The 23201-nt window shown below is 71.8% G+C and carries 14 protein-coding genes; 11 read left to right on the top strand and 3 right to left on the bottom strand.

Translation table 11 applies throughout. The annotated features are described in order from the left end of the window. The first annotated feature begins 39 nt into the window (after positions 1-39). Entirely contained in the window at positions 40-1473 is a 1434-nt protein-coding gene (gene rox, locus ACFQZ6_RS33340; RefSeq protein WP_381616981.1) for a rifampin monooxygenase, read from the top strand. 7 nt (positions 1474-1480) lie between these two features. On the opposite strand, the gene ACFQZ6_RS33345 is transcribed toward rox, so the two are convergent. Then, positions 1481-3010, bottom strand: coding sequence for a PQQ-dependent sugar dehydrogenase (locus tag ACFQZ6_RS33345; RefSeq protein WP_381616984.1), 1530 nt, complete (start codon positions 3008-3010; stop codon positions 1481-1483). 236 nt (positions 3011-3246) lie between these two features. Here ACFQZ6_RS33345 and ACFQZ6_RS33350 point away from each other — a divergent pair, with 236 nt between their 5' ends. From ACFQZ6_RS33350 to ACFQZ6_RS33380, 7 genes are all read left to right on the top strand, one after another. Next, on the top strand, positions 3247-4257 hold the full coding sequence (locus tag ACFQZ6_RS33350; RefSeq protein ID WP_381616987.1) for a LacI family DNA-binding transcriptional regulator: 1011 nt from the start codon (positions 3247-3249) through the stop codon (positions 4255-4257). Positions 4258-4453: 196 nt separating this feature from the next. After that, on the top strand, positions 4454-7828 hold the full coding sequence (locus ACFQZ6_RS33355; RefSeq protein WP_381616989.1) for a CARDB domain-containing protein: 3375 nt from the start codon (positions 4454-4456) through the stop codon (positions 7826-7828). Between the two features lie 69 nt (positions 7829-7897). Further along, a complete protein-coding gene (locus ACFQZ6_RS33360) occupies positions 7898-12184 on the top strand; it encodes a discoidin domain-containing protein (protein WP_381616992.1) in 4287 nt (1428 codons plus the stop codon). Positions 12185-12378: 194 nt separating this feature from the next. Further along, complete coding sequence (locus ACFQZ6_RS33365; protein WP_381616995.1) at positions 12379-13794, top strand: extracellular solute-binding protein; 1416 nt, start codon at positions 12379-12381, stop codon at positions 13792-13794. A gap of 92 nt (positions 13795-13886) precedes the next feature. After that, entirely contained in the window at positions 13887-14846 is a 960-nt protein-coding gene (locus tag ACFQZ6_RS33370) for a carbohydrate ABC transporter permease (RefSeq protein WP_381616998.1), read from the top strand. 16 nt (positions 14847-14862) lie between these two features. Then, on the top strand, positions 14863-15738 hold the full coding sequence (locus tag ACFQZ6_RS33375) for a carbohydrate ABC transporter permease (protein ID WP_381617001.1): 876 nt from the start codon (positions 14863-14865) through the stop codon (positions 15736-15738). 58 nt (positions 15739-15796) lie between these two features. Next, positions 15797-17401, top strand: coding sequence for a glycoside hydrolase family 13 protein (locus tag ACFQZ6_RS33380; RefSeq protein WP_381617004.1), 1605 nt, complete (start codon positions 15797-15799; stop codon positions 17399-17401). Between the two features lie 52 nt (positions 17402-17453). Here the strand turns inward: ACFQZ6_RS33380 and ACFQZ6_RS33385 are convergent, their stop codons facing one another. Then, positions 17454-18488, bottom strand: a complete 1035-nt coding sequence (locus tag ACFQZ6_RS33385; protein ID WP_381618856.1) for an aldo/keto reductase — start codon at positions 18486-18488, stop codon at positions 17454-17456. Positions 18489-18611: 123 nt separating this feature from the next. Here ACFQZ6_RS33385 and ACFQZ6_RS33390 point away from each other — a divergent pair, with 123 nt between their 5' ends. The 3 genes from ACFQZ6_RS33390 (at position 18612) to ACFQZ6_RS33400 (ending at position 21605) form a co-directional block, all read left to right on the top strand. Next, the gene (locus ACFQZ6_RS33390; RefSeq protein ID WP_381617007.1) at positions 18612-19253 is read left to right on the top strand and encodes a TetR/AcrR family transcriptional regulator; all 642 of its coding nucleotides are present in this window, start codon (positions 18612-18614) and stop codon (positions 19251-19253) included. Then, a complete protein-coding gene (locus ACFQZ6_RS33395; protein WP_381617010.1) occupies positions 19250-20332 on the top strand; it encodes an ABC transporter substrate-binding protein in 1083 nt (360 codons plus the stop codon). The genes ACFQZ6_RS33390 and ACFQZ6_RS33395 overlap by 4 nt, the downstream gene beginning before the upstream one ends. A gap of 106 nt (positions 20333-20438) precedes the next feature. Continuing rightward, on the top strand, positions 20439-21605 hold the full coding sequence (locus ACFQZ6_RS33400; RefSeq protein WP_381617013.1) for a Rieske 2Fe-2S domain-containing protein: 1167 nt from the start codon (positions 20439-20441) through the stop codon (positions 21603-21605). Positions 21606-21616: 11 nt separating this feature from the next. Here the strand turns inward: ACFQZ6_RS33400 and ACFQZ6_RS33405 are convergent, their stop codons facing one another. Beyond that, positions 21617-23182, bottom strand: a complete 1566-nt coding sequence (locus ACFQZ6_RS33405) for a hypothetical protein (protein WP_381617016.1) — start codon at positions 23180-23182, stop codon at positions 21617-21619. Positions 23183-23201: the final 19 nt, after the last annotated feature.

Below are 23201 nucleotides of genomic sequence, written 5' to 3' on the forward strand. Positions count from 1 at the left end.
CGTGGCGGAGAATCGCCCGGCCAACGAACTGGGGGTTCCATGATTGACGTGATCATCGCCGGTGGCGGACCGACCGGCATGATGCTCGCCGCCGAACTACGACTGCACGGCGTGCGGGTGGTCGTACTGGAGAAGGAGGCGGAGCCGACGCCGTTCGTGCGCGGGCTCGGCCTGCACGTGCGCAGCATCGAGGTGATGGACCAGCGCGGCCTGCTGGACCGGTTCCTCGAACTCGGGCAGCGACACCCGCTCAGCGGCGGCTTCTTCGCGGCCATCCGCACCTCGACGCCGCCGCGCCTGGACACCGCGCACGGCTACGTCCTCGGCATCCGGCAGACCGTCACCGACCGGCTGCTGGCCGAGCACGCCGTCGCGCTCGGCACCGAGGTCAGGCGCGGCCAGGCGCTGGTCGGGCTGGCCCAGGACGACCAGGGCGTCACCGCCGAACTCGCCGACGGCACCCGGCTGCGCTCGCGCTACCTGGTCGGCTGCGACGGCGGCCGGAGCACGGTGCGCGGACTGCTCGGCGTCGGCTTCCCCGGCGAACCCTCCCGCCACGACACCCTGATCGGCGAGATGAGGGTGTCCGTGCCGCAGGAGACGCTGGACGCCGTGACGGCCGAGGTGCGCAGGACCCAACTGCGGTTCGGCGCCATGCCCCTCGGCGACGGGGTGTACCGGATCGTCGTACCCGCCCCCGAGGTGGCCGAGGACCGGGCCACCCCGCCCACCCTGGAGTACTTCGCGCAGGCGCTGCGGACGACCGGGGGCACCGACTTCGGGGTGCACTCACCGCGCTGGCTCTCCCGCTTCGGTGACGCCACCCGGCAGGCCGAGCGCTACCGCGTCGACCGGGTGCTGCTCGCCGGGGACGCGGCGCACGTCCACCCGCCGACCGGCGGCCAGGGCCTCAACCTCGGGGTCCAGGACGCCTTCAACCTCGGCTGGAAGCTGGCCGCCGAGATCAACGGCTGGGCGCCGGACGGGCTCCTGGACAGCTACCACACCGAACGGCACCCGGTGGCCGCCGCCGTCCTCGACAACACCCGCGCCCAGATGGAGCTGATGTCCACCGAGCCCGGGGCGCGGGCGGTGCGCCGACTGCTGGCGGAGCTGATGGACTACGAGGAGGTCAGCAGCCACCTGATGGCGAAGATCACCGCGCTCGACGTCCGCTACGACCTCGGCGACGACCACGACCTGGTCGGCCGCCGTCAGCGGGACGTGGAGCTGAAGCGCGGGCGGCTCTACCCGCTGCTGCGCCAGGGCCGCGGGCTGCTGCTCGACCAGACCGGCGCGCTGTCGGTGGCGGGCTGGGCGGACCGCGTCGACCACGTCGTGGACGTCAGCGAGGAACTGGCGGCGCCCGCCATCCTGCTGCGGCCGGACGGCCATGTCGCCTGGGCCGGGGAGGACCAGCGGGAGCTGCTCGACCGGCTGCCGCGGTGGTTCGGGGCCGCGGCAGCCGGTTGAGGCCGGGTCAGCGGCCGATGGCGCAGGCGTCGCCGTTGAGGGTGAAGCGCGGCGGCGGTGACGCGTCGCCGGTGTGGCTGGCGACGTAGCCGATGGTGAAACTGGCGCCCGGGGCGACGGCGGCGTTGTAGGAGGCGTTCGTCGCGGTGATGGTGTTGCTGAGCTGGGTCAGGTCCGTGTTCCAGTCGGAGACCACGGTCTGGCCGAGGGCCAGCGGGAACTTCAGCGTCCAGCCGTTCAGCGCGGTGGTGCCGGTGTTGGTGACGGTGAGTTCGACCTTGGTGCCGGTGCCCCAGCGCTCCACCGTGCGGTCCACCCGGCAGGTCGGGGCCTCCTGGGCGAACGACACCCGGTGCAGGCCGCCGGGCAGGTCGTTGACCATGTAGAACTCGCCCTCGACGGTGGTGCCGATCGCCGTCACCTGGGTCGGCGTCTGACCGATCTCCGCCTGCTCGTAGCCGCCGTTGCCGTCGGGCCGCAGCGCCCACACCGTGGAGGAGCAGTAGTCGGTGGCGATGTACGTGCCGCCGAGCAGGGCGGCGTTCCGCTGGCCGCGGTAGACGTGGCCGCCGATCACCGAACAGCCGCCGGTGTAGGGGGAGTAGGTGAACACCGGCGGGGTGTAGGTCTCGCCCGCGTGGCAGTCGCCGTCCGCGAACTTCTCCAGGCCCTCGTAGCAGGACCAGCCGAGGTTCAGGCCGCCCCGGCCGCGGGCGATGTGGTCGATCTCCTCCCAGCGGCCCTGGCCGACGTCACCGATCCACATCGAGCCGTCGACGCTGTCGAAGGAGAACCGCCAGGGGTTGCGCAGCCCGTAGTGCCAGATCTCCGGGCGGGCTCCGGGGGTGTTCACGAACGGGTTGTCGGCGGGCACGCAGTAGGGGAGCGGGGCGCAGGCGCGGCGGACGTCGACGCGGAGGATCTTGCCGAGCAGGGTGTCCAGGCGCTGCGGGGCGCGCAGCGGGTCCGCGGCGCCGCCGCCGTCGCCGATGCTCCAGTACAGGTTGCCGTCGGGGCCGAAGGCGAGCTGGCCGCCGTTGTGGTTGTTGAACTCGGTGTGCGGCTGGGAGAGCAGCACTTCGAGCCGGGACTCGTCGAGCCGGTAGCGGGCCAGCGTGACCGCGCCGTCCGGCAGCGCCGTGTACGCCAGGTACAGGTCCTGGCTGGTGGCGAAGTCGGCGGGGAGGGCGAGGCCGAGCAGGCCGCGCTCGTTGCCCGACGACTCGTCCACGACGGAGGTGATGTCGATCAGCGGGGTCGCGGCGAGGCCGGTGTCCGGGTGGTAGACGCGGATCCGGCCGGGCTTCTCGGTGATGAACAGCCGTCCGGTGCCGTCGTCGGGGGCGACGATGGCGGTGGGGCGCCGCAGGCCCGAGGCGACCTGGGTGGTGGTCGCGGAGATCGACGGCAGCGGCACGCGGTCGGCGGTCGGCGCGGGGGGCGCCGCGGTGGGCTGGCGCGCGGCGGCGGGCAGCGGGGCGAGCACGGTGAGCAGGAGGGCCAGCAGCAGGGGCCCTGTCCAGCGGCGTCGTGGCATCTCGGCTCCAGTGACGAGGCGCATGGCATGGATATGACAACAGGGGGTTCCGGTATGGGAGCGCTCCCGCGCTCCAGGCTGCGCCTCATGCCTCACGGCGGCAACAGTTGAACACGCCACTTCCGCGCACCGGGTGGCGCAAAAGCGGCCATGGGTGGCCGGATCGGCAGCTCGGTGCGAGTGGCCCGGCGAAACGGGTGTAATTCTTTTGCGGAATTTGCGCTAGCCTTGCGTTCATGACGCGACGACTTGCTCAGGTAGCCAGGAAGGTGGGCGTCAGCGAGGCGACGGTCAGCCGTGTCCTCAATGGCAAGCCCGGGGTCTCCGAGGCGACGCGCCAGTCCGTGCTGACGGCGCTGGACGTCCTCGGCTACGAGCGGCCCACCCAGTTGCGCGGCGAGCGCGCCCGGCTGGTCGGCCTGGTGCTGCCGGAGCTGCAGAACCCGATCTTCCCGGCGTTCGCCGAGGTCATCGGGGGTGCCCTCGCCCAGCAGGGGCTGACGCCGGTGCTGTGCACCCAGACCAAGGGCGGGGTCTCCGAGGCGGACTACGTGGAGCTGCTGCTCCAGCAGCAGGTCTCGGGCGTGGTCTTCGCGGGCGGTCTGTTCGCGCAGGCCGACGCCCCGCACGACCACTACCGGCAGCTCGCGGAGCGCGACATCCCGGTCGTGCTGATCAACGCCTCCATCGACGGCCTCGACTTCCCCTGCGTCGCCTGTGACGACGCGGTCGCCGTGGAGCAGGCGTGGCGCCACCTCACCTCGCTGGGGCACGAGCGCATCGGCCTGATCCTGGGCCCCAGCGACCACGTGCCCTCCAACCGCAAGCTGGACGCCGCCCGCGTGGTGGCCGAGTCCGTGGGGACCCCGCTGCCGGACGAGTTCGTCGTGCGGTCGATGTTCTCGCTGGAGGGCGGCCAGGCCACCGCCGCCCGGCTGCTCGACCGGGGCGTCACCGGCGTCGTCTGCGCCAGCGACCCCCTCGCCCTCGGCGCCATCCGGGCCGTGCGCAGGCGCGGTCTTTCCGTCCCGGCGGACGTGTCGGTCGTCGGGTTCGACGACTCCGCGTTCATGAACTGCACCGAGCCGCCGCTGTCCACCGTCCGGCAGCCGATCGAGGCGATGGGCCGGGCCGCCGTGGAACTGCTCTGCGCCCAGCTCCAGGGCACCCGGACACACGCCGGTGAGCTGCTCTTCGAGCCCGAACTGGTGCTGCGCGGCTCGACCACCCAGCCGCCCACCGCCTGACCCTTCCGCAAGCCCTTTCGCTCGCCCTTCCACCAAGCCCTCTCGCAAGGCCCCGACCCTGAGGTCGGGGCCTTCGTCATGTCGCGGCTGTTGACAAAGTGATGACCCGGTAGAAATCTGTGCCCGCGGTTACGTAAAAGATTGATGAAATCACTCAATTCCTCGGCGATCCGCCGAGATTCGTGGAGAGGGTTGTATGAGCGGGACACACAAACGACGAGGTTTCCTCGTCACGCTGCTGATATCGGGCCTGATCGCCCTGGGCCTGCTCCCCGTGAGCGCACAGGCCGCCGACACGGCCGCCGTCACCAACGTCGCGCTCGGCAGACCCGCGACGGCGGGCGGCGCCCTCGGCGGCTACCCGGCGGGCAACGTCAGCGACGGCAGCCAGCAGTCGTACTGGGAAGGCCCCACCGGCGCCTTCCCCCAGTGGGTGCAGGTCGACCTCGGTGCCGAGACCGACGTCGACCGGGTGGTGCTCAAGCTCCCCGCCTCCTGGGAGGCGCGCACCCAGACCCTCGGCATCCTCGGCAGCGCCGACGGCAACGGCTTCGGCACCCTCGCCGCCGCCACGGCACGGACGTTCACCCCGGCCCAGGCGAACACCGTGAGCGTCGACCTCGACGGCGCCCGCACGCGCTACGTCCGGGTGCAGATCACCACCAACACCGGCTGGAACGCCGCCCAGTTGGCGGAGCTGGAGGTCTACGGCGAGAGCGGCACCTCCGAGCCGCCGGTGGAGGGCACCAACCTCGCCCGCAACAAGCCGATCGAGGCCACCTCCACGACCCAGAACTACGTCGCGGCCAACGCCAATGACGACAACACCGGCACGTACTGGGAGTCCTCCGGCCACCCCGCCAGCCTCACCGTGAGGCTCGACGCCAACGCCGACGTCGCGGCCGTCGTCGTCAAGCTCAACCCGGACCCGATCTGGGGCCCGCGCACCCAGTCCCTCCAGGTGCTCGGCCGGGAGCAGTCGGCGTCCGCCTTCACCTCCCTGAAGGCCCGCGCCGACTACGCCTTCAGCCCCTCCGGCAACCAGAACACCGTCACGATCCCGGTCACCGGACGCTACGCCGACCTCCGACTGACCTTCTTCTCCAACACCGGCGCGCCCGGCGCCCAGGTCGCCGAGTTCCAGGTCGTCGGCACCGCCGCCCCCCACCCCGACCTCACGGTCACCGGCCTGACCTGGTCCCCGGCGCAGCCGTCCGAGACGGACGCGGTGACCGTCGACGCCACGGTCCGCAACGCCGGTACGGCGGCCTCCCCGGCGACCACCGTCGACGTCAGCCTGGAGGGCACCGTCGCCGGGTCCGCCCCGGTCGGCGCGCTCCAGCCGGGTGAGTCCAGCACCGTACGGGTGGCCGTCGGCAAGCGGCCGAGGGGCCCCTACACGGTGTCGGCGGTCGTCGACCCGACGGACACCGTCACCGAACTGGACGACACCAACAACAGCCGCACCGCCGCGACGAAGCTGGTCGTCAGCCAGAGCCCCGGCCCCGACCTGCGCGTCAGCGGCATCGCCAGCAACCCGTCCGCCCCCGCGGTCGGCGCCGCCGTCTCCTTCACCGTCACCGTCCGCAACGACGGCACCACCGGCGTCCCGGCCGGAACCGTCACCCGGCTCACCGTCGGCACCACCACCCTCAACGGCACCACCGGCGCGATCGCCGCCGGGGAGAGCGCCACCGTCGCCCTCTCCGGCACCTGGACGGCGACCAACGGCGGCGCCACCCTCACCGCCACCGCCGACGCCACCAACCAGGTCACCGAGACCAACGAGGACAACAACGTCTTCGCCCGGTCCATCGTCGTGGGCCGCGGCGCCGCCGTGCCGTACACCGAGTACGAGGCGGAGGACGCCCGCTACGACGGCACCCTGCTCACCGCCGACCGCAAGCGCACCTTCGGCCACACCAACTTCGCCACCGAGTCCTCCGGACGGCAGTCGGTGCGGCTCAACACCACCGGGCAGTACGTGGAGTTCACCTCCACCGGCGCCGCCAACTCCCTCGTCGTCCGCAACTCCATCCCGGACTCCGCGAGCGGCGGCGGCACCGAGGCCACCCTCAGCCTCTACGTCGACGGCACCTTCGCCCGGAAGCTGACGCTGTCGTCCAAGCACAGTTGGCTGTACGGCAACACCGACAGCCCCGAGGGCCTGACCAACACCCCCGGCGGCGACGCGCGGCGGCTCTTCGACGAGTCGCACGCCCTGCTCGGGCAGAGCTACCCGCCGGGCACGAAGTTCCGTCTCCAGCGGGACGCCGACGACCGGGCCGCCTTCTACATCGTGGACCTGGTCGACCTGGAGCAGGTCGCGCCCCCGGCCGCGAAACCCGCCGCCTGCACCTCCATCACCGCCTACGGCGCCGTCCCGGGCGACGGCATCGACGACACCGACGCGATCCAGCGCGCGGTGACCGCCGACCAGAAGGGCGAGATCGACTGCGTGTGGATCCCGGCCGGGCAGTGGCGGCAGGAGCAGAAGATCCTCACCGACGACCCGCTCGACCGGGGCACCTACAACCAGGTCGGCATCCGGGACGTCACCATCCGCGGCGCGGGCATGTGGCACTCCCAGCTCTACACGCTGACCCCGCCACACGAGGCGGGCGGCATCAACCACCCGCACGAGGGCAACTTCGGCTTCGACATCGACGACAACACCCAGATCTCCGACCTCGCCATCTTCGGCTCCGGCACCATCCGCGGCGGCGACGGCAACCACGAGGGCGGCGTCGGCCTCAACGGCCGCTTCGGCAGGAACACCAAGATCAGCAACGTGTGGATCGAGCACGCCAACGTCGGCGTGTGGGTCGGCCGGGACTACTCCAACATCCCCGAGCTGTGGGGCCCCGGCGACGGCCTGGAGTTCACCGGCATGAGGATCCGCGACACCTACGCCGACGGCATCAACTTCGCCAACGGCACCCGCAACTCCACGGTCTACAACTCGTCCTTCCGCAACACCGGCGACGACGCCCTGGCCGTGTGGGCGAGCCGCTACGTCAAGGACACCTCCGTCGACATCGGCCACGACAACCACTTCCGCAACAACACCGTCCAACTGCCGTGGCGGGCCAACGGGATCGCGGTGTACGGCGGCTACGGCAACACCATCGAGAACAACGTCGTCGCCGACACCATGAACTACCCCGGCATCATGCTGGCCACCGACCACGACCCGCTGCCGTTCTCCGGCCAGACGCTGATCGCGGGCAACGCCCTGCACCGCACGGGCGGGGCCTTCTGGGGCGAGGCCCAGGAGTTCGGCGCCATCACCCTGTTCGCCGCCGGACTGGACATCCCCGGCGTCACCATCCGGGACACCGAGATCCATGACTCCACCTACGACGGCATCCAGTTCAAGGGCGGCGGGGGCGCGGTGCCCGGCGCCCAGATCAGGGACGTGACGATCGACAACTCGGTGAACGGCTCCGGGATCCTCGCGCAGGGCGGGGCGCGCGGCAGCGCCACCCTCACCAACGTGGCGATCTCCCACTCCGCCGAGGGCGACGTCCTGGTCGAACCCGGCTCCCAGTTCGTGATCAACCGGGGCTGAATTGCCGCTCCCCGCAGGAACGGGAGCTGGGGCCCCGCTCCCCACACGCAGGAACGAGATCGGAGACCGATGAGAATCCCCACACGGAGACCGCGCGTGCTCAGCGCCGTGGTCGTGACCAGCCTCCTCGCCCTGGGCGGCCCGGCGTTCACCGCCCAGGCCGCCGGGGGACCGAACATCGCCCTCGGAGACCGGGCGACGGCGAGCAGTTCCGTGGCGGAGTACGCCGCGCCGAACATCACCGACGGCAACCAGGGCACGTACTGGGAGAGCGCCGGGGGCACCTTCCCCCAGTGGGTGCAGGCCGACCTCGGCGCCACGGAGAACGTCGACGAGGTCGTCCTCAAGCTCCCCGCGGGCTGGGAGAGCCGCAGCCAGACCCTGTCCGTGCAGGGCAGCGCCGACGGCACCAGCTTCAACACGCTGAAGAACAGCGCGTCGTACGCGTTCAGCCCGGGCTCCGGGAACACCGTGACCGTGGCGTTCCCGGCGACCCGGACCCGCTTCGTGCGGATCGCGGTCACCGAGAACACCGGCTGGCGGGCGGCGCAGCTCTCCGAGCTGGAGGTGCACGCCGCCGACGGCTCGTCCGTCAACCTGGCGGCCGGGCGCACCCTGACGGCCAGCAGCCACACCCAGGTGTACGCCGCCGCGAATGCCAACGACGGCAACCGGGCCACGTACTGGGAGAGCGCGGGCGGCGCGTTCCCGCAGTGGCTGCGGGCCGACCTCGGCTCCTCCGTGCGGGTGGACCGGGTGGTGCTGCGGCTGCCGGGCACCTGGGAGGCGCGCAGCCAGACGCTGAAGGTCCAGGGCAGTACCAACGGCACCGACTTCACCGATCTGACGGCCTCCCGGGCGTACACCTTCGACGCCGCTAGCGACCAAACGGCCACGATCGCCTTCGACGCCACCACCACGCGCTACGTGCGGGTGCTGGTGACCGCGAACTCCGTGCAGAACGCCGCCCAGATCTCCGAGCTGGAGGTCTACGGCCCCGAGACCGGCGACACCCAGGCGCCCAGCGCCCCCGCCGGTCTGGCGCTCACCGAACCCGGCACCGGGCAGATCCGGCTGACCTGGAACGCGGCCACCGACAACGTCGGCGTGACCGGCTACGACATCTACGCCAACGGGTCGCTGCTGACCAGCGTCGCCGGTGACGTCACCGCCTTCACCGACACCCGGCCCGCCGACCAGACCGTCTCCTACTACGTGCGGGCCAGGGACGCGGCCGGGAACCAGTCCGCCAACAGCAACACCGTCACCCGCGCCGCCGACACCGGCGACACCCAGGCACCGACCGCGCCGACGAACCTCGCCCTCACCGAACCCGGCGACGGCAAGATCAGGCTGACCTGGACCGCCGCCTCCGACAACCGGGGCGTCACGGCGTACGAGGTCTACGCCAACAACACCCTGCGCGCCAGCGTCGGCGGCGACGTCACCACGTACACCGACACCCAGCCCGCGACGAGCACCGTCACCTACCAGGTGCGGGCGAAGGACGCGGCGGGCAACACGTCACCGCCGAGCAACAGCGTCACCCGCAACGGCAGCGGCGGGCAGGGCTCCAACCTGGCCGTCGGCAAGCCGATCAGCGCCTCCTCCGTGGTGCACACCTACGTCGCGCAGAACGCCAACGACAACGACGTGGCGACGTACTGGGAGGGCGCGGGCGGCAGTTACCCGAACACCCTCACCGTCAGGCTGGGCGCCAACGCCGACCTGGACCGGCTGGTGCTCAGGCTGAACCCGGACACCGCCTGGTCGGCCCGGAACCAGACCATCGAGGTCCTCGGCCGGGACCAGGACGCGCAGGACTTCACCTCGCTGGTCGCGGCGAAGAGCTACCGCTTCGACCCGGCCGACGGCAACACCGTCACCGTGCCCGTCGCCGCGCGGGCCGCCGACGTGCGGCTGAGGTTCACCGCCAACTCCGGCGCCCCGGCGGGGCAGGTCGCCGAGTTCCAGGTGATCGGGGTTCCGGCGCCCAACCCGGACCTGGAGGTGACCGGCCTGACCGTGTCGCCCGCCAATCCGGTGGAGTCGGACACGATCAGCGTCTCGGCCACCGTCCGCAACACCGGCTCCGCCGCCGCCCCGGCGAGCGGTGTGGCCGTGCGGCTCGGCGGCACCGAGGTCGCCACCGCGCGGGTCGGTGCCCTCGCGGCCGGTGCGCAGACCACCGTCACCGCCTCCCTCGGGGCACGCGCGGCGGGCACCTACCAGCTCAGCGCCGTCGCGGACGCCGCCGAGGAGGTCACCGAGCAGAACGAGACCAACAACACCTACACCAGTCCCACGTCGCTGGTCGTCAGGCCCGTCGACAGCTCGGACCTGGTCGCCACGGCGGTGACCACCGCGCCGTCCAGCCCGACCGCGGGTGACGCGGTGACGTTCAAGGTGCGGCTGAGGAACGAGGGCACCAAGGCCAGCGCGGCGGGCGCCCACGGCGTCACCCTCACCCTGACCGACTCCAAGGGCGCCGTGGTCCGCACCCTGACCGGCGAGTACTCCGGGAGCCTCGCCGCGGGCGCCTCGGCCGAGGTCGGCCTCGGCCCGTGGACGGCGGCGAACGGCTCGTACACCGTCAAGGTGGTGGTGGCGCCGGACGCCAACGAGGTGCCGGTCAAGCGGGAGAACAACACCACCACCCAGCCGCTGTTCGTCGGCCGCGGCGCGAACATGCCGTACGACATGTACGAGGCCGAGGACGGCACCACGGGCGGCGGCGCCACCGTCGCCGGACCCAACAGGACCGTCGGTGACATCGCGGGCGAGGCGTCCGGCCGCAGGGCGGTCAGCCTGGACGCGACGGGCGAGTACGTCGAGTTCACCACCCGCGCCGCCACCAACACCCTGGTCACCCGCTTCTCCATCCCGGACGCGCCCGGCGGCGGGGGCATCGACTCCACCATCAACGTCTACGTCGACGGCGTCTTCAGGAAGGCGCTGCCGCTGACGTCGAAGTACGCCTGGCTGTACGGCGCGGAGGCGTCACCCGGCAACTCCCCGGGCGCGGGCGCCCCGCGGCACATCTACGACGAGGCCCACCTGATGCTGGGGGAGACCGTCCCGGCGGGCAGCCGGATACGGCTCCAGAAGGACGCGGCGAACACGTCGACGTACGCCATCGACTTCGTCAGCCTGGAGCAGGTCGCGCCGGTCGCCAACCCCGACCCGGCGACGTACACCGTGCCGAACGGGTTCACGCACCAGGCCGTGCAGGACGCCCTGGACCGGGTGCGGATGGACACCACGGGCAAGCTGGTGGGCGTCTACCTGCCGCCCGGCGACTACCAGACGGCGAGCAAGTTCCAGGTGTACGGCAAGGCCGTCAAGGTGGTCGGCGCCGGGCCCTGGTACACCCAGTTCCACGCGCCGTCGACGCAGGACAACACCGACGTCGGCTTCCGCGCGGACGGCACGGCGAAGGGGTCGCTGTTCAAGGGGTTCGCCTACTTCGGCAACTACACCTCGCGCATCGACGGCCCCGGCAAGGTGTTCGACTTCTCAGGCGTGTCGGACATCGTCATCGACGACATCTGGAACGAGCACATGGTGTGCCTGTACTGGGGCGCCAACACCGACCGGATGACGATCAGGAACTCCCGGATCAGGAACATGTTCGCCGACGGCGTCAACATGACCAACGGCTCCACGGACAACCTGGTCTCCAACAACGACGCGCGCGCCACCGGCGACGACAGCTTCGCGCTGTTCTCGGCGATCGACGCGGGCGGCGCCGACATGAAGGACAACGTCTACGAGAACCTGACGTCCACCCTGACCTGGCGGGCCGCGGGCGTGGCCGTGTACGGCGGCTACAACAACACCTTCCGCAACATCCACATCGCGGACACGCTCGTCTACTCCGGGATCACCATCTCCTCGCTGGACTTCGGCTACCCGATGAACGGCTTCGGGACCGGGCCGACGACCGTGGAGAACGTCTCCATCGTCCGCGCGGGCGGCCACTTCTGGGGCGCGCAGACCTTCCCCGGCATCTGGCTGTTCTCCGCGTCCAAGGTGTTCCAGGGCATCCGGGTGAACCACGTGGACATCGTCGACCCCACCTACAGCGGGGTGATGTTCCAGACCCAGTACGTGGGCGGGCAGCCGCAGTACCCGATCAAGGACACCGTGTTCACGGACATCTCCATCACGGGCGCCCGCAAGAGCGGGGACGCCTACGACGCCAAGTCGGGCTTCGGTCTGTGGGCCAACGAGATGCCCGAGGCGGAGCAGGGGCCCGCGGTCGGTGAGGTGACCTTCAACGGGCTGGAGCTGAGCGGCAACGCCGTGGACGTGCGCAACACCACGTCCACTTTCAAGATCAATATCAACCCGTAGGCCGAACGGCCCTGGGCGGGCCGGTGCACGCCGTGTATGCGGCTTGCACCGGCCTTTTCTCTTCCGCTTGTCAATCAATTACAGAGTCTGCGCGATATCTTGCGCTCGCTTGTCGGTGGTGGTTGAGTGTGCGACGCCCCACAACGCACCGGCGGTGGGGCGACCTCCACGTTCATGCCCGAAGGGGTCCAGTCATGAGAACTGCCCGGTTCCGCCGTTCCCGCCGCGCCAGCGCGGTCGCCCTCCTCTCCGCGCTCACGCTGACCGCTCTCGCCGCCTGCGGTACGAGCAGCAGCGACGACGGCGCCGGAGGTTCGGAAGGGGGCGGCGACTCCAATCCGGCCGCGCCGCTGGACCCGAAGACCAAGGTCACGATCACCATCGACTGTATGCCGCCCAAGGCGAAGGCGGCCGAGCTGAAGGAGTGGCAGGAGGACGTCGCCGAGTTCAACAAGACGTACCCGAACGTCACCATCGAGGGCCGCTCCACCCCGGGCCAGTGCCTGGAGCCGCCGCGGTTCACCGCGATGCTCAAGGCCAAGTCGCAGCCCGACGTGTTCTACACCTACTTCACCGACCTGCCGCAGGTCCTCGACAACGACGGCGCCGAGGACATCACCGCCTACGTCAACGACAGGACCGTCCCGCTGCTGAAGGACATCGACCCGAACGTCCTCGGCTCGCTCAAGCAGGACGGCAAGCTGTACGGCCTGCCCACCAGCAACTACACGATGGGCCTGCTCATCAACCGCAAGCTGTTCCAGCAGGCCGGGCTCGACCCCGACGCCCCGCCGCGCACCTGGGAGGAGGTGCGGGCCGCCGCCAAGAAGATCGCCGCCCTCGGGGACGGCATCGCGGGCTTCGGGGAGTACAGCGCGGCCAACACCGGCGGCTGGCACTTCACCGCGCACATGTACAGCCTCGGCGGCGACGTCGTGGACCCCAGCGGCACCAAGGCGGCGTTCAACGACGAGACCGGCCGCCAGGTCGCCCAGAACCTCCACGCCATGCGCTGGGAGGACGACAGCATGGGCAAGACCCAGTTGCTGAAGTGGGGCGACCTCCAGAAGCAGATCGCCACCGACAAGCTCGGCATGTTCCTCGCCGCCCCCGACGACATCGCCTACATGGTCCAGCAACTCGGCGCCGAGTACGAGAACTTCGGCATGGGCCCGATCCCCGGTGAGCGCAACACCCTCGCGGGCGGCAACAACTACATGATCAAGAAGGGCATATCGCCGGACAAGATCAAGGCCGCCGTCGCCTGGCTGAACTTCAAGAACCTCACCGTCGGCAAGGGCCAGTTCGACTGGGCCCGCACCAAGGCCGACAAGCTCCCGGTCGGCGTCCCGCAGCCCAACTTCTGGCTGGGCGAGTCCAAGAAGAAGGACGACGCCGCCCGCGTCGCCAACGCCACCATGCCCGTCGCCAACTTCAGGACGTTCATGGACAACCCGGTCCCGGGCAAGGCCGAGCCGCCGAAGGCGCAGGAGATCTACAAGGTCCTCGACAACGTCATGTCCGGCATCCTCACCAACGAGGACGCCGACATCGACAAGCTCCTCGACACGGCCGAGGCGCAGGTCAACCAGGTCCTGGCCAACCAGTGACCCCCTCCCGGCGTGGGCGGGCGCACCGGCCCGCCCCCGCCGGGGAGCGCCGTCCGGCACACCATCCGGCAGACCCGTACCAAGGAGCGACGATGTCGGCCCCCAGCCTCACCCCGACAACGGCGGACCCGGCCCGCCACTCCCCACCGCACAGGACGCCCGTACGACCACCCGCGGGCCGGTTCGCCAGGACGGTGCGGCGCAACCTCACCGCCCACGGCTTCCTCATCGGCGCGGTCGTCTGCTTCGCGGTGTTCTCCTGGTACCCGATGGTCAGGGAGTTCCTCCTCGCCTTCCAGAAGACCGAGGGCGGCGAGACCACCTGGGTGGGCCTGGACAACCTCACCACCGTCTACCACGACCCCGCGTTCTGGCAGGCGTGGCGCAACACGCTGCTGTTCACCGTCCTCGCGCTGCTCCTCGGCTTCGTCGTCCCGTTCGCCGTGGCGATCGTCATCAACGAGTTCCAGCACGGCCAGGGCTACCTCCGCCTGCTGGTCTACCTGCCCGTGATGCTGCCGCCGGTCGCCTCCGTGCTGCTCTTCAAGTACCTCTACGACCCCGGCTACGGCCTCCTCAACGACCTCCTGACCACCCTGCACCTGCCCGAACAGCAGTGGCTCCAGGACCCCGACCTGTCCATGCTGTCCATCGTCATCGCCTCGACCTGGATGAACATGGGCGGCGCCGCCCTGATCTACCTCGCCGCGCTCCAGGGCATCCCCGGCGAGCTGTACGAGGCCGCGGAACTCGACGGCGCCGGACTCTTCCGCAAGATCTGGCACGTCACCATCCCGCAGACCCGGCTCATCCTGTCCCTGATGCTGCTGATGCAGATCATCGCGACCATGCAGGTCTTCGTCGAACCGTTCCTGCTCACCGGCGGCGCCGGACCCGAGGGCTCGACCACCACCGTCGTCTACCTCATCTACCAGTACGCCTTCAACTTCAACAACTACGGTGCCGCGGCGGCGCTCGGCCTGCTGCTCCTCGTCCTGCTCGCCGGTTTCTCGGCGGCGTACGTGAAGCTCAGCCGCGCCGAGGACGCCTGACGCGAGGGAGACCGGCATGTCCACACGCACACTCATCTCACCGGCCCAACTCGCCCGGCCGCGCGGCAGGCTCATCTACTGGACCGTCTTCACCGTCGTCGTCGGCCTGTTCACCCTGGCCTTCCTCGGCCCCCTCTACTGGATGGTCTCCAGCGGCTTCAAGGACGCCCAGGAGGTCATCCAGACCCCGCCCACCCTCGTACCGGACTCCTTCACACCGGAGAACTACAGCCGCGCCTGGGACGTCATGGACCTGGCCAGCCTGCTGTTCAACACCCTGTACTACGCCCTCGGCGCGCTCGCCTTCCAGCTCGTCCTGGACGTCGCCGCCGCCTACTCCCTCTCCCGGCTCCGCCCGGTGCTGGGCAAGGCCATCCTCGGCATGATGCTCGCCACGCTGATGATCCCGGCGACCGTGCTCGTCGTCCCGCAGTACCTGACCGTCCTCGACGTGCCGGTCGTGGAGCGGAACCTGCTCAACACCCCGTGGGCGATCTGGCTGCCCTCGGTCACCAACGCCTTCAACATCTTCCTGCTGAAGCGGTTCTTCGACTCCATCCCGAAGGAACTCCTCGACGCCGCCGCCATGGACGGCGCCTCCCCGACGCGCGTCCTGTGGTCGATCGTGCTGCCGGTCTCCCGGCCGATCCTCGGCGTCGTGTCGATCTTCGCGGTCGTCGGGGTGTGGAAGGACTTCCTGTGGCCGATGCTCACCCTGCCCGACCCGGCCAAGCAGACCCTCAACGTGGGCATCTACTCGCTCTCCAACGGCGTCCCCGTCAACGTCCTGATCGCCGCGCTGACGATCGCCTCCCTGCCCACGCTGCTGATCTTCCTGATCTTCCAGCGGAACATCATGAGCGGCCTCACGGCAGGCGGCCTCAAGGGCTGACGCCGCACCCCTCCTCGCAGTCCATCCGACGATCCGCCCTGCCCGAAAGGACCGACACGTGGCAGCCCCTCACTCGCCCCGCACCGACGACTGGTGGCGCGACGCCGTCATCTACCAGGTGTACCCCCGCAGCTTCGCCGACGGCGACGGCGACGGCACCGGGGACCTCGCGGGAGTCCGGGCGAGACTGCCCTACCTCGCGGAACTCGGCGTCGACGCCGTCTGGTTCACCCCCTGGTACGCCTCACCCATGGTCGACGGCGGCTACGACGTCGCCGACTACCGCGTGATCGACCCGGCCTTCGGCACCCTCGCGGAGGCCGAGAAGCTCATCGCGGAGGCCGCCGGACTCGGCATCCGCGTCATCGTCGACATCGTCCCCAACCACGTCTCCGACCAGCACCGCTGGTTCCGCGCCGCACTGGCCGCGGGCCCCGGCAGCCCCGAACGGGAACGGTTCCACTTCCGGCCCGGCCGCGGCGCCCACGGCGAACTCCCGCCCAACGACTGGCCGTCGCAGTTCTCCGGCCGCACCTGGACCCGCGTCCCCGACGGCGAGTGGTACCTGCACCTGTTCACCCCCGAGCAGCCCGACCTCAACTGGGCCCACCCGGCGGTCCGCCAGGAGCACGAGGACATCCTGCGCTTCTGGTTCGAGCGCGGCGTCGCGGGCGTCCGCATCGACTCCGCCGCCCTGCTCGTCAAGGACCCCGCGCTCGCCGACTTCGAGGAGGGCGTGGACCCGCACCCCTACATCGACCAGGACGAACTCCACGACATCTACCGCGCCTGGCGGTCCATCGCGGACGAGTACGGCGCCATGTTCGTCGGTGAGGTCTGGCTCCCGGACGCCGAACGCTTCGCCCGCTACCTGCGCCCCGACGAACTCCACACCGCCTTCAACTTCAACTTCCTCACCTGCCCCTGGGAGGCTGACCGGCTGCGCCGCACCATCGACGCCACCCTCGCGGAACACGCCCCCGTCGGCGCCCCCGCCACCTGGGTCCTGTGCAACCACGACGTCACCCGCACGGTCACCCGCTACGGCCGCGCCGACACCGCCTTCGACTTCGCCACCAAGGCCTTCGGCACCCCCACCGACCTGGAACTCGGCACCCGCCGCGCCCGCGCCGCCGCCCTGCTCACCCTCGCCCTGCCCGGCTCGGTGTACGTGTACCAGGGCGAGGAACTGGGCCTGCCCGAGGCGGAGATACCGCTCGACCGCATCGAGGACCCCATGCACTTCCGCTCCGGCGGCACCGACCCCGGCCGGGACGGCTGCCGGGTGCCGCTGCCCTGGACGGCGGACGGCCCGTCGTACGGCTTCTCCACGGCCGCCGACCCGTGGCTGCCGCAACCGGCCGACTGGGGCGCGTACGCCGTGGACCGGCAGCGCGCCGACCCGGGGTCCATGCTGGCCCTCTACCGGGAGGCGCTGGCGCTGCGCCGCTCCGGCCGGGGCTTCGGCGACGGCCCGCTGACCTGGCTGCCGTCCGGGGACGACGTCCTGGCCTTCGCCCGCGCCGACGGCCTGGTCTGCGTCGTCAACCTCTCCGACCGCGCGACGCCGCTCCCCGCCCACGAGCGCGTGCTCCTGACCAGCGGCCCGCTCGACGCGGACGGCCTGCTGCCCCGGGACACGGCGGTCTGGCTGCGCGTCTGACCGGACCCGCCCGCCGGTGCGGGCACCGGCCCCCGCCGCGCGGACCGGTGCCTCAGACCACCGGCGGGCTGAGCCGGGCGAACCCCTCCTGGTGCTGGTAGGGGAAGTGCGGGTACGGCGCTGGCCTGGCGCTCGCCGCGTCGAGCCGCGCCATCTGCTCCGGCGTCAGCGCCCAGCCCACGGCGCCGAGGTTCTGCCTAAGCTGCTCCTCGTTGCGCGCGCCGATGATGACGGAGGCGACGGTCGGCCGCTGGAGCAGCCAGTTCAGGGCGATCTGCGGCACGGCCCGGCCGGTCTCCGCGGCGATCTCGTCGAGGGCGTCGACCACCCGGTACAGGTAGGCGTCCTCGACCGGCGGGCCGTAGTCGGCGGTGTCGTGCAGGCGGCTGCCCGCGGGCAGCGGCTGACCCCGGCGCACCCTGCCGGTGAGCCGACCCCAGCCCAGCGGGCTCCAGACGACCGCGCCGAGGCCCTGGTCGAGCCCGAGCGGCATCAGCTCCCACTCGTAGTCCCGGCCGATCAGGGAGTAGTAGACCTGGTGGGCGACATAGCGCGGACGCCCGTACCGCTCCGCGACCGCGAGGGACTTCATCGTCTGCCAGCCGGAGAAGTTGGAGACCCCGAGGTAGCGGACCTTCCCCGCGCGCACCAGGTCGTCCAGCGTGGCCAGCACCTCCTCGACCGGCGTCCCGGCGTCGAAGGCGTGCAACTGGAACAGGTCGATGTGGTCGGTGCCGAGCCTGCGCAGCGCGTCCTCGCAGGCGCGGATCAGCCGGGACCGCGAGGAGCCCGCGTCACCCGGCCCGTCGCCCATGGGCAGGCTGGTCTTGGTGGAGACGATCACCTGGTCCCGGCGCCCCTTGAGCGCGGCGCCCAGCACCTCCTCGGAGGCGCCCGCGGAGTAGACGTCCGCGGTGTCGAACATGGTGATCCCGGCGTCCAGGCAGATGTCGACCAGCCGCCGCGCCTCCCGTACGTCGGTGGTGCCCCAGGCGCCGAACAGCGGCCCCCGGCCGCCGAAGGTCCCGGCGCCGAAGCTCAGCGCGGGCACCTTGAGCCCGGACGCGCCCAGCCGTCGGTACTCCATGTCCATGGTCACTCCTCGGTCACTGTTAACGGTTCTGTGGTTCCGTTAAGGTGATCCGTAAGATAGCAGGAGCCGGCAGTAAACGAAACTGGGGTCCCATTATTGGTCCCGGGGAGTGAGGACATGGTGGGAGACACCGAACCGGGGACCGTCCGCCCCGGAGGACGCACGGCGCGGGTGCGCGCCGCCGTGCTCCAGGCCGCCGGGGACGCCCTGGCCGAGGGCGGCTTCGCCGGGCTCGACCTCGCCGACGTCGCGCGCCGCGCCGATGTCGGCAAGACGACCGTCTACCGGCGCTGGGGCACGGTCACCGGCCTGGTCGCGGACCTGCTGACCGACATGGCCGAGCAGTCCCTGCCGCGCACCGAGACCGGCTCCCTGCTCGGTGACCTGAAGGCCAACGCCCAACTCGTACGGCGCACCCTGGCCGACGACAGGCAGGGCGCGCTGTTCAAGGCCGTCATCGCCGCCGCCACCTGCGAGAGGCGGACCGCCGAGGCGCTGCGCCGCTTCTACGAGACCCGGGTGGCGGAGTGGGCGCCCTGCGTCGAGCGGGCCGTCGAGCGCGGCGAGGTCCCCGAGGGCACCGACCCGCACGAGGTGGTCCGCGCCGTCTCGGCCCCCCTGTACTACCGGCTCCTCACCACCGGCGACCACCCGGACGAGGCCGCCGCCGACCGCGCCGCCGAGGCCGCCGTGGCGGCGGCGAAGGCGGGAGCGTACGTACGCCGAGAGGGCGGCCCACACCAGGAGGACCCCGCATGAGCACCCCACCGCCGCCGGTCAGGATCGGCGCCCTCGCCCCGCTCACCCGCCCTGGCTGGACCGAGCCGGGCCACCACCTCCTCGCCGGACTCGAACTGGCCGTCCGCGACGTCAACGCGGCGGACGGCATAGCAGGACGACCCCTCGAACTGCTGGTCCGGGACACCGCGGCCGACCCCCGGCGGGCCGAGGCGGCCGTCGGCGAACTGGCCGACCTGGGCGTGACCGCGCTGGCGGGGGAGTACCACAGCGTCGTCGCCCGCGCCGCCGCCACCCGGGCCGACGCCCTCGGGCTGCCGTACCTCTGCTCCTCCGCGGTGCTCGACACGCTCACCGAGCGGCCGACGCGATGGGTCGCGCGCCTGTGCCCACCGCAGTCCCGCGGCTGGCGCGCCTACGCCGACCTCCTGCTCGCCGCGGGCCACCGCCGCATCGCCGTGGCGACCCAGCCGAGCGTCTACTGGGCGTCCGGCACCCGCGTCCTGCGCGAGCACGTGACGCCGCACGGCGGCACCGTCACCGCACTCGACACGACCGCGCTCACCCCCACCGCCGTCCGCGACGCGCTCCTCGCCCACGGCGCGACCGCCCTGCTCCTCCTGGTCGGCCACCCGGACCCCGCCGTGCCCCTCGTCCAGGCCGTACGACAGGACCCGCGCCTCGCCGGGGTCCTGATCGGCGCACCGGCCGGACAACCGGAGTTCGCGTCCTGGGCGGCGGCCCTGGGCGCGGACGGCGCCGCGGTCCCGTTCCTGCGCTACCTGCCCGCACACCTCACCCCGCTCGGCGCCCGGGTGGCGACGGCCCTGCGCGAACGGCTCGGCGCGGCACCCTCGTTCGTCGCCTTCGAGGGGTACGACACCATCGCCGTACTCGCCCAGGCGCTGCGCTCCCACGGCACGGACCGGGCACGGGTCGCGGAAGCCTGGCCGTCCGTCACCGTCGACGGCACCCGCGGGCGGATCGCGTTCTCCCGCCCACCGGGCGGCGCGGTCTGGCAGTGGGCCGGGGCGCCCGTGCAGGTCGCGGACCGGGACCCGGCGGCACCCGACCGGTTCCGCGTCCGCCACACCGGCTGAGGAGCCGCGCCGGGGCGCGTCACCCGTCCGGAGCGCTCGACGGGGCGCGTGTCGGGGACGGCCCGCAGGGTGGAGGGTGCTGTCCCCACACGCGAGGGAGCGAGTCATGCCCGAGGCCGAGTTCGACGGCGCCGCCGGAGCCGTCACCGACGCCGGGAGCGGTCGGCCGTCGGCGCGGCGCGAGCCGGAGTCCGGCGCGGCCGACCTGCGGCGGGTCGGCCTGAACCCGGACCACTGGTACCCCCTCGCCCGGTCGCGGAGCGTGCGCCGAGGGCGGGTGCGGGCGGCCGTGTTCGCCGGTGAGCGGATCGCCCTGTTCCGCACGGAGAGCGGCGTCGTGCACGCGCTGGAGGACCGGTGCGCCCACCGGCAGGTGCCGCTCAGCATGGGCGTCGTCGAGGGCGAGACCCTCCGCTGCTGCTACCACGCCTGGGCGTACCGCGGCGACGGCCGGATCTCGCAGATCCCGTACCTGTCCAAGGGCGACGCCCGCCCGCCGCGCGGGGTGCGCGGCTATCCCGTCCGCGAGGCGTACGGCCTGGTGTTCGTCTTCCCCGGCGACCCGGCGAAGGCGGAGACCACCGAACTGCCCTGGCTGCCCGCCTTCCACGCGCCCACGCACCGCACCATGACGTTCTCCCGGACGGTGCGCTGCCACTACTCCTTCCTGCACGAGAACCTGCTCGACATGAACCACCAGTTCCTGCACCGGGGCGTCGTCGGCAGGATCCACCCCGACCTGCTGGGCTACCGCACCAGCGCGACGTCGGTCGAGGCCCGCTACCTCTTCACCCACACCGGCGGCCGACGCGACCGCGGCGCCAGCCTGCTCGCCGCCGGGGGCGTTAGGGGCAGCGACTCCGGTGACGTCCTGACCATCCGCACCGAGTACCCGTACCAGACCCTCGACCTGGTGCCCGAGGGCGCCGAGCGGCCCGCGTTCCGGCTCTGGACCGCGTACGTCCCCGCGGACGCCGAGCAGCGGAGCTGCCGCGCCTACGGACTGCTGATGATCTCCAAGCCCCGGCTCCCCGGCGCCCTCGCCCTGGCCTGGCCGCTGATCCGGCGGTTCACCGAGCGGGTGTTCGCCGAGGACCGGATGGCCGTCGAGGCCGAGCAGTGGGCGTGGGACGAGCAGGGCGGGGACCGCAACCACGAGGTGTTCCCGCTGATCCTGGACGTCCGCGAGGTGCTGCGCGCCAACGGCGTCCCGCTGGCCGCCCGGCCCGGCGCGTGCGGCACCGGTCCGGGCGGCTGCGGTCGGACGCCGTAGCGGGTGCCGGTCTACAGCCCCGAGCCGAAGGACTCCGTCGTGTACGCGCACTCCGTGTAGACGTACCCCGGGTCCAGCTTCGCGGTGTCCGAGGCGGGCGACGAGAGGCTGTCGCCGAGCGGCTTGTGCACGAAGTACGTGGTGCCCACCGGCAGGCTGATCGTCTTCTGCGGGTAGTTCTTGCCGCTGTCGCTGCACGGCTCGAACGTCCCGCCGATGGTGCTGGCCAGCGGGTACGCGTCGCAGCTCCCGCACGCCTTGAGGGTGAAGCTGCCGGTGACGGGGCCCGTGTAGAGGACCCGGATGTCGTCGGGGCTGTCGTTCTTGACCGTGACGGAGATGCTGCCGCCGGTCGCGGTGGTCGGCAGCCGCTTCCCGGCCGCCGGGACCGTCTGGGCGACCTCGGCCGCGATGGCGACCTTCCGCGCCCGCTCACTGTTCCTGTGGTTCTTGTTGTCCGCGACGAACTGGTCCATCGTCGCCTTGGCGTCCTCGAACTCCCCGTCCTCGTACTGGTCGATGCCGCACGCGTAGGCGCCCGAGGCGGCCCGCCCGTCCGCCCGGTCGGCCTCCTCGCTCAGCGCCTGCTCCGTGCCGCTGGCGTTGTCCGACAGCTCGGTGATACGGGCGCTCAGGGACCGCAGGTCCGCCATGGCGGCGCACGGCTCGTCGCCGCGCAGGCCCTTCGCGGCGCCGTCCACCGCGGACTTCACGGCGGGCGTCACCTTCCCGGCCTGCTCGGACTCCGGGAACGTGCTCAGGAGCTGGCCGAAGGACGCCGTCCAGTCGGCCTGCCCGTCCGCCAGCTTGCCCGCGCCGCACTCGTACAGCGAGGTGGCCAGCCGGTCGTCGGGCCAGGTCACCAGCGAACCGAGCGCCTCGTCGGGCATCCGGTCCGGGACGTCACGCAGGTACTTCAGCGGTTCGACGGCGTGACAGTAGTCCTTGTCCTCGTACGCCGCGCCGACCGTCGTGTAGTACGTCCGCATCCGGTCCGGGACCTGCCTCGCCGCGCGGGAGCCGCCGTGCTCGGTGCTGAGGTCGCGGTAGGCGGCCAGCGCCTCGCGGAAGTCGGGCTCGGCGCCGCTCCAGGACTCCTTCCCGGCCGCCGCCACCAAGGCGTCCGCCTCCGCGAGCCGTTCGAGCAGCATCCGCTCCACGGCCTCGTCCCGGGCGTCGTCGTACAGCACGGCACCACCGGCCGGTACGGCGAGCAGGGCCACGCCCAGGACCACCGCGACGGGCCGGTTCCCCGGCCACACCAGCGGCCTGCGCAGCCCGGTCACCGCCCCGTGCACGGCCGCCAGCACCAGGAACGCCAGGTAGCAGCCGACCGCGGCGGACGGGACGCCGTCCGCGTCCGCGGGCAGCGCCACGAACAGCAGGACCGCGGTGGCCGCCCAGCACACGGCGGTGGCGAGCCAGCGGCGCGCCAGCGCGTAGCCGAGGCCGAGACCGCTGAGGTTCAGCAGGGCGACGGCCAGCGCGCGCAGACTGTCCGGCGGCGCGGGCGGCGGGCCCGGCGGCATCGGCGGCACGACGAATCCACTGCCCGCGTCATACGGGTTCCCTGACATGGTGGCTCCCCCCGGTCAA

The organism is Streptomyces flavalbus, assembly GCF_042674625.1.
Lineage (GTDB): Bacteria > Actinomycetota > Actinomycetes > Streptomycetales > Streptomycetaceae > Streptomyces > Streptomyces flavalbus.